Raw genomic sequence first — 15,683 nt, 5'->3', positions numbered from 1 at the left:
ACCGGCCGGGGCCGCCGTCATGTGCGCCGCTGCTCCTGCGCCGCGTCGAGGGTGGGCCCCCAGGGCCGCAGCTTCTCCGGGTTCCGCACCGACCACATGCGCCGGATCCGGCCGTCGCGGACGTCGAACGCCATGACCGCCGACGTCGCCCCGCCCAGTTCCAGCACGAGCCCGGCCTGCCCGTTGACCGTCCGCTCGACCGGCCTCAGGTCCGGCGCCCCCTCGATGAGCATCGCCAGGAAGCCGCCGATGGCCTCGGCGCCGTGCAGCGGTTCGAGGAGCGCCCGCACGACCCCGCCACCGTCGCTCGCCGCGACGGCGTCCGGGTCGAGCAGCCCGACCAGCGCGTCGATGTCCTTGGCGTCCCAGGCCGCCTTGAACTTCCGTACGACAGCGGCATGTTGATCGTTCCCGGCGGACCCGGGCCGCGCGGAGTCCAGCCTGCGCCGCGCCGACACCGCCAGCTGCCGGCAGGCGGCGGGGGACCGCCCGACGATCTTCGCCACCTCCGGGAACGGATAGCGGAACACGTCGTGCAGCACGAACGAGACCCGCTCGGCGGGCGTCATCGATTCGAGCACGACGAGAAACGCCATGGAGACCGACTCGTCCAGGGTCACCCGCTCCGCCGGATCGCCCTGCTCCCCGCCCGCGCGGCCACCCAGCCACTCCACACTGTCCGGCACCGGCTCCGGCACCCACTCGCCCACATAGCTCTCCCGCCGGACGCGCGCCGAGCGCAGCACGTCGAGACAGATCCGCCCCGCGACGGTCGTCAGCCAGCCGCCCGGCGAGTCGATCTCCTGCCGCCGCCCCCGGGGCATCGCGTACCAGCGGGCGTACGTCTCCTGCACCACGTCCTCCGCGTCGGCCAGGGAGCCGAGCAGCCGGTACGCGAGACTGATCAACTGCCGCCGCTCGCTGATGACCGCGTCGAGCCCGGGATCGGGGGGAGTGCTCATGGTGTGGTCGCCGCCCTTCGCGGTCGTCTCCGTGTCTGTGCGAGTACGACGGGACAGCCCCCCGAAATATGACGTGCCCGCGCCCCTCACACTCCGCGCGCCCACCTCGTCGGTACGGGCAAAGACGGCCCACGGAGCCCGGGAGGCCCCCATGAGCAGCACGAACGACACGCACGTCCTTCGCACCCTCACCGACCGTCTCGCGATCGAGGCGCTGCGCGGCGAGTTCACCGACGCGATCATGATGGGCGACTACGACCGCTTCGCGCAGTTGTTCACGACGGACGGTGCGCTGCGGATCCCGGAGGGAGGCATCGGGTTCACCGGCCGCGACCGCATCCGCGCCGGGATCGAGCAGTTGCAGGACGCGTGGGACTACTTCATCCAGACCGTGCACCCGGGCACGATCCAGCTCGCCGCGGACACCGCCACGGGCCGCTCCTACATCCAGGAGCTGGGCCGTCGGCGCGACGGCGCCTCGCACCTCAACTACGCGCTCTACCACGACCGTTACGTCCGCACGCCCGACCAGGGCTGGCGGTTCGCGGAACGCGTCTACGAGGTCAGGTACATCGACACGGCCGCGCTGACGGGGACGACGTTCGCGGAGTTCGCCGCGTCCGGGGAGTGAACCCCGAAAAGAAGACGACCGGGGCACCCCCCAAGGGGATGCCCCGGTCGCCACGGTGGTGGAGCCCTACGCGGACGCGGACCTCCACTCCTCCGCGTAGTCGTTGAAGATCTCCCGCAGGTGGTGGCCGATCTTCAGGTAGTCCAGGTCGTCGAGGTTGGCGAGCGAGACGCGGACCGACCACTGCGGGCCCTCGAAGCCGCCGCCGTTGAGGAGGACGACGCCCGTCTGCTGGGCGAGGCGGAACAGCGGGTCGACGGGCTCGTAGTTCTTCTCCAGGTACGCGGCGAACGCCTTGCCGTGCTCCAGCTCCGCCTGCGCCAGCAGGTCCAGCTCGATGTAGTAGCCGGCCCGGTGCGGGTCGTCGGAGATCTTCATCTGGGAACCCTCCAGGAGGAGGTCCAGGCGCTGGCGCACGATGCCGCGGATCTTCTCCTTGTACGCCTGGCCCTCGTCCAGCATGTCGAAGAGGGAGAAGAAGGCCAGCATCACCTGCTGGGGGAGGGAGAGGCCCGCGGTGTGGTTCAGGGCCACCTGGCGGGAGTCCGCGACCAGGCGGTCGATGAACTTGATCTTCTCGGGCTCCAGGGTCAGCGAGCTGTACCGCTTGTTCAGGCGGTCCTTCTCGTCCTGGGGGAGTGCGGCGATGCGCTCGTCGATGATGTTGTCGTCGTGCAGGCCGATGACGCCGAGCCGCCAGCCGGTGCAGCCGTAGTGCTTCGAGTACGAGTACACGAGCAGGGTGTTGCGGGGGATGTCCGCGGCGATCGAGCGGAAGCCCTCCACGAACGTGCCGTACACGTCGTCCGTGACGATGAGCAGGTTCGGGTTCTTCGTGGCGACGATGTTCTTCAGCTGGTCGGCGACCCGCTGGGAGAGCGCCAGCGAGGGCGGGTTGGAGGGGTTGACCAGGCAGACCAGCTTGATCTCGGGGTCTTCGAGCTTGGCCACCTCCTCCTCCGGGTAGCGCCACTCGCGCACGCCCGTCTCGGCGAACATGCTCGCCTCGACGTACGTCACGTCGAACTCGTACGTGTCGAGCTCGGGGATCTCGATGTACGGCGTGAAGACCGGCACCATCAGGGCGATCTTGTCGCCCTTCTTCAGCATCCCGTTCTTCATGAGCGAGTCGAAGATGTAGCACATGGCGGCGGTGCCGCCCTCGGTCGCGAAGTACGAGATGTCGCCGGGCGGCGGCTTCTTGTCGAACATCTCGTCCGCGATGTAGCCGCGCACGATCTCCTGGACGTGCTCCAGGATGCGGTCGGGGACGGGGTAGTTGTCACCGATCGAGCTGTCGGTGAGCTCGTGCACGAACGCGTCCTTGTCGAACCCGAACCGCTGGATGCCCAACTGCACGCACTGCGCGAGCAGTTCGATGCCGGGCATGTCGGGGTTGCGGCGCACGAACGCGTCGAAGCGCTCGTACGCGCCCGTCTTCTCCGGCATGCCGCCGAGGTTGTCGGCGGTCCACACCCGGCGGGACTCGGAGAGCGAGAAGTAGCCGAGGGCGTAGAACGCCTCACGCGGCCCGGTGGCCACCCAGTTCGGGTTGCCGCGGCCCGCGTTGAGCATCTGGACGCTGGAGGTGCCCTTCTGGCCGGGCTTGTCGGCCTGCGCCTCCTTGGCGAGGTCGATGAAGATGTTCTTCAGCTCGAAGGGGGAGAGCTGCGCGTACTGCTGGATCTGCTCGCGGGTCAGATTCGTCTTCGGCATGTGCTGTGTTCCTTACGTGCTCAGTACGGTGCTCAGTGCTGGAGGAGGACGATCACGGCGCCCCAGATGGTCAGCAGGACGTTTCCGACCGCGTACGGGATCGTGTAGCCGAGGGTGGGGACCTGGGACCTGGACGCCTCGTTGATCGCGCCGATCGCCGCGGTGGTGGTCTGGCCGCCGGCCAGGACGCCCATCAGGATCGGGAAGCGGATCTTCTGCACGTAGTGGCCGAAGAGGAAGCCGATGATCAGCGGGATCACGGTGGCTACCGCGCCGAAGATCAGCAGGCCCCAGCCGGCCTCGGACAGGCCCGAGGTGAAGCTCGGCCCCGCGTTGATGCCGACGATCGCGACGAACATGCACAGGCCGAGCGTGTCCATGAACCACTGGGCGCCGGGCGGGACATTGCCGTACGTCGGGTACTTGCCGCGGATGTAGCCGAAGACCAGACCCATGATGAGCGCGCCGCCCGAGGTGGACAGCGAGATCGGGACGCCGGAGACCGTGAGGGCCGGGATGCCGAGGCAGCCGCCGAGGAAGATGCCGAGGCCGACCCAGATCATGTCGGTCGCGAACGAGGTCGGGACCGGCTTGCCGATCGCCGCGCCCGCCGGGTCCACCAGCCGCTTGGGCCCGGTGAGGATCAGGGTGTCACCGCGCTCGACCTTCGTGGACAGGCGGTAGGGGAACTCGGCGCCGGAGCGGTACAGCTTGTCGATGTAGACGCCGACCATGAACGGCTCCTTGCGCAGCTCGCCGATGGTCTTGCCGAGCTGGGCCTTCTCGGAGGCGACGACGTGCAGCGACTCGGTCTGGTAGCCGAGGAGTTCGATGTCGTCGGTCTCCATGCCGATGTGCGTACGGGCGTCGTAGTCGACCAGCGAGCCGCGCAGCGCGCTCAGCGCGACGACGTCGCCCTGCTGCAGCACGGTCTGCTGCGTGTGGTCGAGGATCTGCCCGTCCCGGCGTACCCGCGTGATGTAGATGCGGTGGCCGAGCGCCTTCTGCTGGTTCTCGAAGTCGTCGATGGTGCGGCCGACGATGTCCGGGCGCTCGATGGTGTAGGCGCGCAGCACCACCTCGTAGTAGCCCTCGGCGAGGTCGGGGTCGTCGCTGGGCGCGTCCAGTTCCTTGGCGATGAGGGCCGACTCGGCGGCCAGGTCCTTCTTGTAGATCTTGGGCAGGATGTTGGCGAGGAGCATCGCGCACAGGATCGTGCCGAGCGGATACGTCACCGCGTAGCCGATCGCGACGAGGTTCTCCTCGTTCTTGGCCGCCGCGCCCGACAGGCCGGGCAGGGTGCCGATGGCGTCCTGCGCGACACCGATCACCGCCGACTGCGTGAGCGCGCCGCCCAGCAGACCGGCGGACAGACCGGGGCCGTAGCCGAGCATCGCCGCGAAGACCCAGCAGATCAGCAGGCCCGAGACACAGACGACGACGGCGTTGAGGACCTGCGGCAGACCGTCGGTCTTCAGGCCGCGGAAGAACTGCGGGCCGACCTTGTAGCCCAGGGCGAACAGGAACATGATGAAGAACAGGCTCTTCACCGTGCCGTCGATCTGGACCTTGGACCAGGCGCCGAGCAGCAGGCCCGCGACGAGACAGCCGGTGACGGCGCCGAGCGCGATGGCCTTGTAGCGGATCTTCCCGAGCAGGAAGCCGAAGGCGACCGTGATGAACACCAGCAGCTCTGGATAGGGCTGGAAGATGTTCCGGTTGAGGAAGTCGATCACTTGTGGGTGCCGTCCTCTCAGTGTCCGAGTACGCCGACGAGCACGGGGCCCGTCAGGGGGAGCAGGAAGTTGGAGAGGGCGTAGGTGATCGTGTAGCCGAGCATCGGCACCGACGACTGCGCCACCTGGGTGACCGCGGTGATCGCGGGGGTCGAGCACTGCTGTCCGGCGATGGCGCCGATCAGCAGCGGCTTCTCGATGTTGAGGAGCTTGCGGCCGATGATCAGGGAGAGCGTGGCGGGGATCAGCACCATCGCGATCCCGGCGAACGGCAGCAGCGCCCCGTACTCCTTGAGCAGCGGCCATGCCTGCGGCCCGGAGACCAGACCCGTGCAGGCGATGAAGACCGCGAGGCCCATGTCCTTGATCGTGGAGGCGGCCTGCGGCGGGAACGCGCCGAAGGTCTGCGACCGCGAGCGGAACCAGCCGAACAGCAGGCCCGAGATCAGACAGCCGCCGCCGGTCCCCAGGGAGAGCGGCACGTCGCCGAACTTGACCACGATCTGCCCGAGCAGCGAACCGGCGGCGATGCCGAGGCCCAGGTAGATGAAGTCGGTGGCGTCGTTCTTGACCACCGAGCCGATCTTGGCGACCAGCTTGTTCAGCCCCGAGCGGGCGCCCACCAGGGTGAGCACGTCGCCGCGGTGCAGCACGGTGTCGCCGTTGGCGGGGATGTCCGTGTCGCCGCGGGTGATGTCGGTGACGTAGATGCCGTCCTCGAGGAACTCCGGGTGGGACCGCTGCATCGCGTCGACCGTCACGCCCTCCAGGGCCTTGTCGGTGACCGAGACCTCGCGGCTGGCCAGCGGCGAGTCGAGTCCGGGGACGCCCGGTGTCTCGGGGCCGATGAGCCGCCCCGCGTCGATGACGTTGGCCCGCCGGCCGACGAGCAGCACCAGGTCGGAGAGGGTGAGCTCCAGGCCGGGGGTGACGTCGAGGATCTTGCTGCCCCGCTTGACCGATTCGACGGTGACCCGTTCGGCCAGATGGGACGTCAGGTCGCCGATGGTCCGCCCGTCGGCGGTGGTCACCAGATACGTACGGCCGACCATGCCCGGCAGCGCCGGACGCTCGTCGGCCTCCAGGCTGCCGCTGGAGCGCGTCTTCTCCCACAGCTCGCGGGCGGCGTCGCGCAGATTGATGCGGAGCAGCATCGGCATGATCTGGCTCGTGTAGAGCACGATCGTGATCAGGCCGAAGAGGTAGCAGACCGTGTACGCGGTGGCGACGTTGCCCTGGTACTCGGTGATCTGCGCGGCGGTCAGATTGCTGAGCTTGCCGATGGACTCGGTCGCGGTGCCGACCACGGCCGACTCGGTGGCCGCGCCCGCCAGGATGCCGGAGGCCGTGCCGACGTCGAGGTCGAACCACTTGGCGAGGCCGAAGGCGATACCGAGGACACAGACCAGTTCGATGCCGCACAGCACGAAGAAGCGCAGCGACTTCTTGTTGAGGTTGCGGAAGAACTGCGGTCCGGCCATGTAGCCGAGGGCGAAGATGAACAGCGCGAAGAACACCGTCTTCACGTCGTCCGAGACCTGGGCCTTGGTCCAGGCGCCCAGGAGCAGCGAGACGATCAGCGTTCCGCAGATGCCGCCCAGGGTGAGCGGCCCCACGCGCAGCTTCCCGACGAGGTAGCCGAGCGCGAGAGACGCGAACAGGACGAGTTCCGGGTGGTCCTTGAGTACGCCCATGGCGGCTCAGCGGATTCCGGGAGCGGATGTACGGGACATATCAGGCATAGCCGAAAAATAAGGGCCGGTGCGCCAACCCGCCACACGGGTTGTCGGCGCACCGGCCCTTCCCCCCGGCCCTCAGCCCCCCTCGGGCCCCGGAACCGCGATCCGTGACCGTTCAGTACGAACGCGTCACGGCGCGGGCGGCAGTTGGTTGGCCGCCGCCACCTGCGCGTACCAGGCGGCACTGGACTTCGGGGTCCGCTCCAGCGTCTCGTAGTCGATGTAGACCATGCCGAACCGCTTGCTGTAGCCGTACGACCATTCGAAGTTGTCCATCAGCGACCACTGGAAGTACCCGCGCACATCGGCGCCGTCGGCCACCGCCTGCCGGATCGCGCCCAGGTGCCCGTGCAGATAGCGGATCCGGTCCGGGTCGTGGACCGTGCCGTCGGGACCCGGCTTGTCGTCGTAGGCGACACCGTTCTCCGTGATGTACAGCGGAACGCCCGGTGCCTCCTCGCTGTACCGGAGCAGCAGGTCGTGCAGCCCGCTCGGGTCGACGGACCAGCCCATCGCGGTGCGCTCGCCGGGAGCCGGGTGGAAAACGATGTCTTCCGCCGCGGGCCAGGGCGAGTGGTCGGAGGCGCCGTGACCGTCGGCGCCCTTGACCTTGCCCGCGCCGGGCGCCGGGGCCGCGACCACGGTCGGCTGGTAGTAGTTGATGCCCAGGAAGTCCAGCGGCTGGTGGGCGGTCGCGGTGTCGCCGTCCTGCACGAAGGACCAGTCGGTCAGGCGCGCGGTGTCGGCGAGCAGGTCCTCCGGGTAGGCGCCCTGCAGGATCGGCCCGCTGAAGACGCGGTTGGCCAGCGCGTCGATCCGGCGCCTGGCGTCCAGGTCGGCCGGGTCGTCGCTGTGGGCCCGCACGGCCGCCGGGTTGAGGCTGATGCCGATCTGCGCGCGGGCCGGCAGCACCGAGCGCAGCGCCTGGGTCGCCAGACCGTGTCCCAGGTTGAGGTGGTGGGCGGCGCGCAGGGCCGCGACCGGGTCGGTGCGGCCGGGGGCGTGCACCCCGGAGCCGTAGCCCAGGAACGCGCTGCACCAGGGCTCGTTGAGAGTGGCCCACATCTCCACCCGGTCGCCGAGCGCCTCGCCGACCAGGGCCGCGTACTCGGCGAACCGCTCGGCGGTGCCGCGCACCGGCCAGCCGCCCGCGTCCTCCAGCTCCTGCGGCAGGTCCCAGTGGTACAGGGTGAGCACGGGCTTGATGTCGTGGTCGAGGAGGTCGTCGACGAGTGACCGGTAGAAGTCCAGGCCGCGCTGGACGGCCGGGCCGCGCCCGGTCGGCTGCACCCGCGGCCAGGAGACGGAGAACCGGTAGGCGCCGAGCCCCAGTTCGCTCATCAGCTCGACGTCCTCGGCCCTCCTGCGGTAGTGGTCCACCGCCACGTCCCCGGTGTCACCCCCCAGGGTCTTGCCGGGGGTGTGGCTGAAGGTGTCCCAGATGGAGGGGGTGCGGCCGTCGGCGTTCGCCGAGCCCTCGATCTGGTAGGCGGCGGTGGCCGCACCCCAGAGGAAACCGGGCGGAAAGTCGGAGGACTCCTGGGTGCCAGAGGTCATGGAAGCGCTCCCAAGCGGGGATCGAGTACGGAAAGGGAAGTCGGTCCTGGCCGGGGTCAGCTCTTGACCGCGCCCGCGGTGATACCGCCCACGATGTGCTTGCCCAGCAGGGCGAAGACCGCGAGCAGGGGGACCGTGGAGATCAGCGCGCCGGTCAGCACCACCGCGGTGTCCACCGTGTGGTTGCCCGCGCCGAGGCCGGCGAGGGAGACCTGGAGCGTGGGCGTGCCGGTGTCGGTCAGCACGATGAACGGCCAGAAGAAGTCGTTCCACGCCTGGACGAACGTCAGCATGCCGAGGACCGCCATCGCGGGCCGCGCCACGGGGAACACCACGTGCCAGATCACGCGCAGACTGTTCGCCCCGTCCACCCGGGCCGCCTCGACCAGCTCCACGGGCAGCGCCTCCACGAGGAACTGCCGCATGAAGAACACACCGAACGCCGCGACGAGCGAGGGCATGATCACGGCCTGCAGGGTGTCCGTCCACTTCAGGTCCGTGATGATCTGGTACAGCGGGATGACCGTGAGCTGCGGCGGCACCGTCATCGTCGCGACGACCAGCGCGAGCAGCAGATTGCGGCCCTTGAACTGGAGCTTGGCGAAGGCGAACCCGGCCAGCGTCGCGAAGAGCACGGTGCTGATGCTGATCACGCTCGCCACGATGGTGGTGTTGATCAGGGCCACACCCATGTGGACCTGGTTCCACGCCGTGGAGAGGTTGTCGAGCAGATGCGGGCCCGGCAGCAGCGGCGCGGGCGCCTGCTGCACCCGGGTCGCGTCGTGCGAGGCCGCCACCACGTTCCAGTACAGCGGGAACAGCGAGACGAACGCCGCGATGATCAGCAGGGCGTAGGTGAGCAGACCCGCCTTGCGCTGGTCGCCCGCGCCGGGCGCGAAACGGCGACGGCGCGAGACCTGCGCACCGGCGGACGCCACCGCGGGCGCCGGGAGTTGGACGGTCATGGATCAGCCTCCCAGCTTCTTGCGGTTGACGCGCGACGCGAGCGCCTGCACCCCGCCGATCAGCAGCAGGATCAGCAGCATCACCCAGGCGATGGCGGAGGCCCTGCCCAGCGAGTTGTTGGTCCAGCCGGTCTGGTACATCAGCAGCGAGAGCGTCTGGTACTGGCCGCCGCTGCCGCCGCCGATACCGACCGAGCCGCCGTACAGCATCGGCTCACCGAACAGCTGGGTGGCGCCGATCGTGGAGACGACGATGGTGAACAGGATCGTCGGACGGATCGAGGGAATCGTCACGCTGATGAACTGCCGCCAGCGGGAGGCCCCGTCGAGGGCCGCCGCCTCGTACAGGTCGTTCGGCACGGCCTGCATCGCGGCGAGGTAGATCAGCGCGTTGTAGCCGGTCCAGCGCCAGGTCACGATCGTCGAAATGGCTATCTGCGCGGGCCACTTGTCGGCGTCCCACTGGACCGGTCCGAGCCCGAAGACGTCGAGCAGCGAGTTGATCATGCCGTAGTCGGTGTTGAACAGCTGGGCGAAGACCAGTGTCGCCGCGGCGATCGAGGTGGCGTACGGCGCGAGGACCGCGATCCGGAAGAAGCCGCGGCCGCGCAGATGCGAGTTGAGCAGATGCGCGAGGCCGAGGGCCATCAGGAGCTGCGGGACGGTCGAGATGACGCCGATGGTGAAGGTGTTGGCGAGCGCGTGCCAGAAGAACTCGCTGCCGGCCAGCCAGCTGTAGTTGTCCAGGCCCACCCACTCGGCGCTGCTCTCGGCGCCCAGCTGCACCCGGTGCAGGGAGAGCCAGCCGGTGTAGATCAGCGGGAAGAGCCCGAAGGCCGCGAAGCAGAGGAAGAACGGGGTGATGAAGGCGTAGGGCGAGCCCTTCATGTCCCAGCGGTACAACTTGCTGCGCCAGGAGGAGGGTTCGGGACGCCGGGCCGAGGCGGCGGAGGGAGGTGCGGAGGGCGGACTGCCGCCGGCGTCCGCCTTGACGGAGGTGGCCACGGGGGCTTTCCTTCCGGTTCGGATGTGGTGCGTTGCGGTGCTCACGTACGAGAAAGGGGAGCGGGGGAGCAAAGGGCGAGGGGCGGGGGGACGCCCGGCACCCGGGTCAGGGACGGGTGCCGGGCGGGCCCCCCAGGGCCCCGGAGGCCGGGCCTACTGCTCGATCTTGTCGTTGACCAGCTTCGTCACGTTGTCCCACGCCTTCTTGGGGGCGGTGCCGCGCTGCTCGATGTCGAGGATGCCGTTGTCGGTGAGGAAGGTCTTCACCTGGCCGTCGTTCGCACCGATCGGCGCCGGCGTGATGCCCTGCGCGATCGTCGAGTAGATCTTTCCGGCCGGGGTGTCACCGAAGTACGCGATCTTCGCGGACTCGGTGGCGGTGAGCGCCGCCTTGTTGGACGGCGTGTTGCCGTTCACGCCGAAGACCTTCTCCTGCTGCGCGGCGGCCGTCAGGTACGTGGCCAGCTCGGTGGCCTCCTTGACGTGCTTGCCGGACTTCGGCACACCGAGGAACGAACCGCCCCAGTTGCCGTTCTGCGGGGGCAGCGCGATGGCCCACTTGCCCTTGTCCTTGGGCGCGTTGTCCTTGATGATGCCGGTCATCCAGGCGGGGCAGGCGACGGTGGCGAACTTGCCGTTCTTGATCGCCGCGTTCCAGGTGCCCTTCTCGTCGAACTGCCGCAGCTTGGCGGTGTATCCGCCCTCGGCGGCCTTGACGGCCAGGTCCCAGGCCTTCTTCACACCGGGACTGGTGTCGTAGACCAGCTTGCCGTTCGCGTCCGAGTACTGCTGCGGCTGGGCCGACAGCACGGCGTTGAACAGGCCGCTCGCCGAGTCCGTGAAGGACACGCCCTTCGGGGCCTTCTTCTTGAACTGGGCGCCGACGTCCAGGAACTTGGCCCAGTCGCCCTGCCACAGCTTCGCCACGGCGTCCGGCTCGCTGGCGAGCCCCGCCTGCTTGAAGTAGTCCTTGCGGTAGCAGATGGCCATCGGGCCGATGTCGGTGCCGAGTCCGATCACCTGGTCGCTGCCGGGAACGGTGGCCTGCTTGGTCTTGTAGTCCACGAACGCCGAGGTGTCCGCGCCCTTGGCCTTCGAGAGATCGACCCACTTGCTCGCCATGGTGGGGCCGGTGGCCTCGGCTATGTAACCGACCTCGATGGCCTGGATGTCGGCGAGCCCGCTGTTGCGGGACATCCGCAGCTTGAGGGTGTCCCAGTACTTCTGACCGTCCTGGACGTTGTCCTCGACGATCTTGATGTTCGGGTGCGTCTTCTCGTACGCGGTGTAGAGATCGGCGCCCTTCTTGTCGAAGCCGAAGGTGCCGAACGTGCCGACATGCAGTGTGATCTTGCCGCCGCCACCGGCGGAGTCGCTGTCACCGTCGTCGCTCGCGCTACAGGCGGTCGTGAGGAGCGCGATCACGGCGAGACCGGCTGCCGAGGTCACGGCCGTGCGGCGGGCGCGGCCTCGAGGAGTGCCCGAAATGCGCATTGTTGTCCTCCAATGTGCTTACTCTGCTCTGACGTGCTGACCCCGGCCAACTGCCTTGCTGGGCCCGTTCGTTACTGCATGCGGCTCGGGCGGGGAGAGTGCGGGTTGTGTATGCGTCAGGTACGGTGGGAGCGCTCCCACCCGTGATGTGTTGAAGAGACTCGCTGCTCGGCCGTTTGGTGTCAAGACACCTTGCAAGGCCAAGTCGCTCTGGTTACCGGGCTGTTAGATTCCGCCTGAGACTTCCTGGAGGTAGTACAGATGGCGCATCACGGCATGCACGGCAGGCGTCCGACTCTCGAAGAGGTCGCGGCCCGGGCCGGCGTGGGCCGGGGTACGGTCTCGCGGGTGATCAACGGATCGCCGCGGGTCAGCGACCGCACGCGGGCCGCGGTCGAGGAGGCGGTGGCGGCGCTCGGGTACGTGCCGAACACCGCGGCCCGCGCGCTTGCGGCGAACCGTACGGACTCGATAGCGGTGGTCGTCCCCGAGGCGGAGTCGCGGTTCTTCTCCGAGCCGTACTTCTCCGGGATCGTCGGCGGCGTCGGCATCGCGCTCGCCGAGACCAACCTCCAGCTGCTGCTCACCTTCGCCGGCGGCGAGCGCGAGCAGGACAAGCTCGCCTCCTACCTCGCCGCCCACCGGGTCGACGGCGTCCTGCTGGTCTCCGTGCACTCCGACGACCCGCTGGCCGACCGGCTGCACCAGATGGACCTGCCCACCGTGATCAGCGGTCCGCGCTCCGCCGACGAGCCGCTGCCCTCCGTCGACTCCGACAACCTCTCCGGCGCCCGTGCCGCGGTCGAGCACCTGGTCTCCCGCGGCCGCCGCTCCGTCGCGATCATCACCGGACCGCTCGACGTGTACGGCGCCGAGCGGCGCCTTGCCGGGTACCAGGACCAGCTGATCGCCGAGGGGCTCCCGTACGACGAGGAGCTGATCGCGTACGGCGACTTCACCGAGGAGGGCGGCCGCCGCTGCATGGCCGAGCTGCTGGAGCGCCGCCCCGGCCTCGACGCCGTCTTCGCCTGCTCCGACCTGATGGCCTCGGGCGCCCGCCAGGTGCTGCGCGAGGCGGGCCGGCGCATCCCGGACGACGTGGCCCTGGTCGGCTTCGACGACTCGGTGATCGCCCAGCACATGGAGCCGAGCCTGACGAGTGTGCGCCAGCCCACACGGGACATGGGCCGGGCGATGACGGGGCTGCTGCTCGACGAGATCGCGCTGGCCGCCGAGGGCAAGCGCTCCTCGGCCCGGCGGGGCGCGGAGCGCCACCTGGTGCTGCCGACGGAACTGGTGATCCGCGCCTCCTCGTGAGGCGCGGCCCCCGGGCCGCCCGGGGGGCGCCGACGCTCCGGGAAACGCCGAAGGCCCCGGTTCTCCCGAACCGGGGCCTTCGACTCTTCAGGGTGAGTGACGGGACTTGAACCCGCGGCCACCTGGACCACAACCAGGTGCTCTACCAACTGAGCTACACCCACCATGTCCGGTCGTTTGTCGTTCTTCCGACCGGCCGAGAAAAAGTGTACAGGGTCCGAAGGGGTGCTCGCGCCCACCTTTTTTCCGGGCGTCCCGGACCCCGTACACAGGGGGCTGTCAGGGACTACTCCGCAGGCAGGACGTGCTTGGCCGCGATCGACTTCGCGGTGTCCGAGTCGGGTCCCGGCTGCGGGACGAAGATCGCCTCGCGGTAGTAGCGGAGCTCGGCGATGGACTCGCGGATGTCGGCGAGCGCCCGGTGGTTGCCGTTCTTCTCCGGACTGTTGAAGTACGCCCTCGGGTACCAGCGCCGTGCCAGCTCCTTGACCGAGGACACATCGACGATCCGGTAGTGGAGGTAGTCCTCCAGCGTCGGCATGTCACGCAGCAGGAACCCGCGGTCGGTGCCGACCGAGTTCCCGCACAGCGGGGCCTTGCCCGCGTCCTTGACGTGTTCACGTACATACGCCAGGACCTGCTCCTCGGCGTCGGCGAGCGTCGTGCCGCCCGCCAGCTCGTCGAGGAGACCCGAGGCGGTGTGCATCTGCCGCACCACCTCGGGCATCTGTTCCAGGGCCTCGTCCGGCGGGCGGATCACGATGTCCACCCCTTCGCCGAGTACGTTCAGCTCGGAGTCGGTGACCAGTGCGGCCACTTCGATGAGCGCGTCGTTCGCCAGCGAGAGGCCTGTCATCTCGCAGTCGATCCACACCATGCGATCGTTCATGCGACCAACCCTACGGGTCGGACCCTGGCCCTGTCCGGAGTCCCCCGCCCGCTCTGTGGGCGGGCGACGGGGGACTGCGGACGGGATCGGCCCGCCGACGGGCGGCGGGCGGCGGATCCTGCGCCGGTTGCCGGGCCGGTTACTGCGGTGCCGTGCGGGGGCCGGGCAGGCTCGCACGGCCCGGCGCGAACGCGTCGGACTGCGGTTTGCCGCCCTCCGTGTGCCCGGTCGGCCCGGCCGGAGCGTGCGGCAGGGTCGCCGCGTGGGCACCGCCGAGACCGGTCGAGGCCGCGGCGGTGCGCCGGGACTGGCTGGGCACGGCGCCGGGCCCCCCGGGGCCGGCCGTCTCCCCGGGCACGGCGGCGAGGTCCACCGACTGCTTGTCGGCGGGCTTGCCCCCGTTCCCGTTCGCCCCCGGGCCTTCGCCCGGTTGCGGCCTGCGCGCCCGGTACGCCGCCCGGTACGCGGCCGGGGACGAGCCGAGCTGCCGCCGGAAGTGGCCGCGCAGCGCTACGGGGGAGCGGAACCCGCAGCGCCCCGCGACCTCGTCCACCGAGTAGTCGGACGTCTCCAGAAGCCGCTGCGCCTGGAGCACCCGCTGCGTGATCAGCCACTGGAGCGGGGCGGACCCCGTCAGCGAGCGGAAGCGGCGGTCGAAGGTACGGCGGCTCATGTACGCGCGCGCCGCGAGGGTCTCCACGTCGAACTGCTCGTGGAGGTGTTCCAGCGCCCAGGCGACGACCTCGGCCAGCGGGTCGGCGCCGATCTCCTCAGGTAAAGACCTGTCGAGATAGCGCTCCTGGCCGCCGCTGCGGCGCGGCGGGACCACCAGGCGCCGGGCGAGCGCACCGGCCGCCTCGTTGCCGTGGTCCGTGCGCACGATGTGCAGACACAGGTCGATACCGGCCGCGGTGCCGGCGCTGGTGAGCACGTCGCCGTCGTCGACGAAGAGCTCGCGCGGGTCCACATGGACCGACGGATAGCGCTTGGCGAGCGTCGGTGCGTACATCCAGTGCGTGGTGGCCGGACGGCCGTCGAGCAGGCCCGCTGCGGCGAGCACGAAGGCTCCCGTGCACAGGCCGACGATGCGTGCGCCCTCCTCGTGGGCGCGACGGATCGCGTCCAGCGCCTCCTCCGGGGGCGGCGAGGTGATCGACCGCCAGGCCGGCACGACGACCGTGCCCGCCCGCGAGATCGCCTCGAGCCCATGGGGCGCGGTGAGTTCGAGTCCCCCCGTGGTCCGCAGGGGTCCCTCTTCGCCGGCGCACACGAGCAACCGGTACCGGGGAACTCCCGCGTCCTGACGGTCGATTCCGAACACGGAGAGCGGAATGGAACTCTCGAAGATGGGTCCGCCGCTGAACAGCAGCACCGCGACGATCTCTCGTCGCCGCCTGCCTGCCAGCTTGCGAGCCGCCGCCTCCGGCGCAGTGGTGGAGTCGTGGCTCATCCTGCTAAGCCCCCCTCGGTGATCGCGGCTCCCTCAATACTTTGACGGGCTGTTCGCTCCTGCACGTTTCCCCTCGGTCCTGCTGAAGTCCCCCGCCGCCAAAAACTCGACCAGTCAAGATCGAATCTACTGTGTCCCTGGCTGCCCCTGTGACCAGTTAAAGACCTGGCACATTGTCGACATGGCAACTTGGCGTGAAGCATTCGATCACGAAGCGTTGCA

The 15,683-nt window shown here is 69.3% G+C and carries 12 protein-coding genes and 1 tRNA gene; 2 read left to right on the top strand and 11 right to left on the bottom strand.

The features are described 5' to 3' along the window. Window positions 1-17: 17 nt before the first annotated feature. Window positions 18-962, bottom strand: coding sequence for an RNA polymerase sigma factor SigJ (gene sigJ / locus J3486_RS23620; protein WP_207823430.1), 945 nt, complete (start codon window positions 960-962; stop codon window positions 18-20). Between the two features lie 151 nt (window positions 963-1,113). Here sigJ and J3486_RS23615 point away from each other — a divergent pair, with 151 nt between their 5' ends. After that, the gene (locus J3486_RS23615) at window positions 1,114-1,593 is read left to right on the top strand and encodes a nuclear transport factor 2 family protein (RefSeq protein WP_207823428.1); all 480 of its coding nucleotides are present in this window, start codon (window positions 1,114-1,116) and stop codon (window positions 1,591-1,593) included. Between the two features lie 66 nt (window positions 1,594-1,659). On the opposite strand, the gene J3486_RS23610 is transcribed toward J3486_RS23615, so the two are convergent. The 7 genes from J3486_RS23610 to J3486_RS23580 all read right to left on the bottom strand — a co-directional run bounded on the left by J3486_RS23610 (window position 1,660) and on the right by J3486_RS23580 (window position 11,760). Continuing rightward, on the bottom strand, window positions 1,660-3,309 hold the full coding sequence (locus tag J3486_RS23610; protein WP_207823426.1) for a bifunctional aspartate transaminase/aspartate 4-decarboxylase: 1,650 nt from the start codon (window positions 3,307-3,309) through the stop codon (window positions 1,660-1,662). Between the two features lie 32 nt (window positions 3,310-3,341). After that, window positions 3,342-5,045, bottom strand: a complete 1,704-nt coding sequence (gene aspT, locus J3486_RS23605) for an aspartate-alanine antiporter (RefSeq protein ID WP_207823424.1) — start codon at window positions 5,043-5,045, stop codon at window positions 3,342-3,344. A 17-nt stretch (window positions 5,046-5,062) separates the two neighbouring features. Next, on the bottom strand, window positions 5,063-6,739 hold the full coding sequence (aspT, locus tag J3486_RS23600) for an aspartate-alanine antiporter (RefSeq protein ID WP_207823422.1): 1,677 nt from the start codon (window positions 6,737-6,739) through the stop codon (window positions 5,063-5,065). 174 nt (window positions 6,740-6,913) lie between these two features. Then, window positions 6,914-8,341: a GH1 family beta-glucosidase gene (locus J3486_RS23595; protein WP_207823420.1), complete on the bottom strand. Its 1,428-nt coding sequence runs from the start codon at window positions 8,339-8,341 to the stop codon at window positions 6,914-6,916. Window positions 8,342-8,397: 56 nt separating this feature from the next. After that, a complete protein-coding gene (locus J3486_RS23590) occupies window positions 8,398-9,306 on the bottom strand; it encodes a carbohydrate ABC transporter permease (RefSeq protein ID WP_207823418.1) in 909 nt (302 codons plus the stop codon). Window positions 9,307-9,309: 3 nt separating this feature from the next. After that, complete coding sequence (locus J3486_RS23585) at window positions 9,310-10,311, bottom strand: carbohydrate ABC transporter permease (protein ID WP_207823415.1); 1,002 nt, start codon at window positions 10,309-10,311, stop codon at window positions 9,310-9,312. Window positions 10,312-10,464: 153 nt separating this feature from the next. Further along, window positions 10,465-11,760, bottom strand: a complete 1,296-nt coding sequence (locus tag J3486_RS23580) for an extracellular solute-binding protein (RefSeq protein ID WP_307804907.1) — start codon at window positions 11,758-11,760, stop codon at window positions 10,465-10,467. Window positions 11,761-12,066: 306 nt separating this feature from the next. Between J3486_RS23580 and J3486_RS23575 the strand changes: the two genes are divergently transcribed. Next, window positions 12,067-13,122, top strand: coding sequence for a LacI family DNA-binding transcriptional regulator (locus J3486_RS23575; RefSeq protein WP_207823411.1), 1,056 nt, complete (start codon window positions 12,067-12,069; stop codon window positions 13,120-13,122). Window positions 13,123-13,213: 91 nt separating this feature from the next. Here J3486_RS23575 and J3486_RS23570 read toward each other — a convergent pair. The 3 genes from J3486_RS23570 to J3486_RS23560 all read right to left on the bottom strand — a co-directional run bounded on the left by J3486_RS23570 (window position 13,214) and on the right by J3486_RS23560 (window position 15,461). Next, window positions 13,214-13,286, bottom strand: a tRNA-His gene (locus J3486_RS23570). A 122-nt stretch (window positions 13,287-13,408) separates the two neighbouring features. Then, a complete protein-coding gene (gene orn, locus J3486_RS23565) occupies window positions 13,409-14,011 on the bottom strand; it encodes an oligoribonuclease (protein ID WP_207823409.1) in 603 nt (200 codons plus the stop codon). A gap of 139 nt (window positions 14,012-14,150) precedes the next feature. Continuing rightward, complete coding sequence (locus J3486_RS23560; protein ID WP_207823407.1) at window positions 14,151-15,461, bottom strand: GlxA family transcriptional regulator; 1,311 nt, start codon at window positions 15,459-15,461, stop codon at window positions 14,151-14,153. Window positions 15,462-15,683 lie beyond the last annotated feature (222 nt).

Origin of the sequence: Streptomyces sp. VRA16 Mangrove soil (genome assembly GCF_017377775.1) — a bacterium.
Taxonomy (GTDB): Bacteria; Actinomycetota; Actinomycetes; order Streptomycetales; family Streptomycetaceae; genus Streptomyces.
The sequence above is the reverse complement of the archived record's forward strand: the minus strand, read 5'-3'. Positions and strand labels throughout refer to the sequence as shown.

What these genes read in the sequence shown, in the direction of transcription:
- sigJ (WP_207823430.1), bottom strand. Translation starts at nt 962, where the DNA reads ATGAGCACTCCCCCCGATCCCGGGCTCGACGCGGTCATCAGCGAGCGG.
- J3486_RS23615 (WP_207823428.1), top strand. Translation starts at nt 1,114, where the DNA reads ATGAGCAGCACGAACGACACGCACGTCCTTCGCACCCTCACCGACCGT.
- J3486_RS23610 (WP_207823426.1), bottom strand. Translation starts at nt 3,309, where the DNA reads ATGCCGAAGACGAATCTGACCCGCGAGCAGATCCAGCAGTACGCGCAG.
- aspT (WP_207823422.1), bottom strand. Translation starts at nt 6,739, where the DNA reads ATGGGCGTACTCAAGGACCACCCGGAACTCGTCCTGTTCGCGTCTCTC.
- J3486_RS23595 (WP_207823420.1), bottom strand. Translation starts at nt 8,341, where the DNA reads ATGACCTCTGGCACCCAGGAGTCCTCCGACTTTCCGCCCGGTTTCCTC.
- J3486_RS23590 (WP_207823418.1), bottom strand. Translation starts at nt 9,306, where the DNA reads ATGACCGTCCAACTCCCGGCGCCCGCGGTGGCGTCCGCCGGTGCGCAG.
- J3486_RS23575 (WP_207823411.1), top strand. Translation starts at nt 12,067, where the DNA reads ATGGCGCATCACGGCATGCACGGCAGGCGTCCGACTCTCGAAGAGGTC.
- orn (WP_207823409.1), bottom strand. Translation starts at nt 14,011, where the DNA reads ATGAACGATCGCATGGTGTGGATCGACTGCGAGATGACAGGCCTCTCG.
- J3486_RS23560 (WP_207823407.1), bottom strand. Translation starts at nt 15,461, where the DNA reads ATGAGCCACGACTCCACCACTGCGCCGGAGGCGGCGGCTCGCAAGCTG.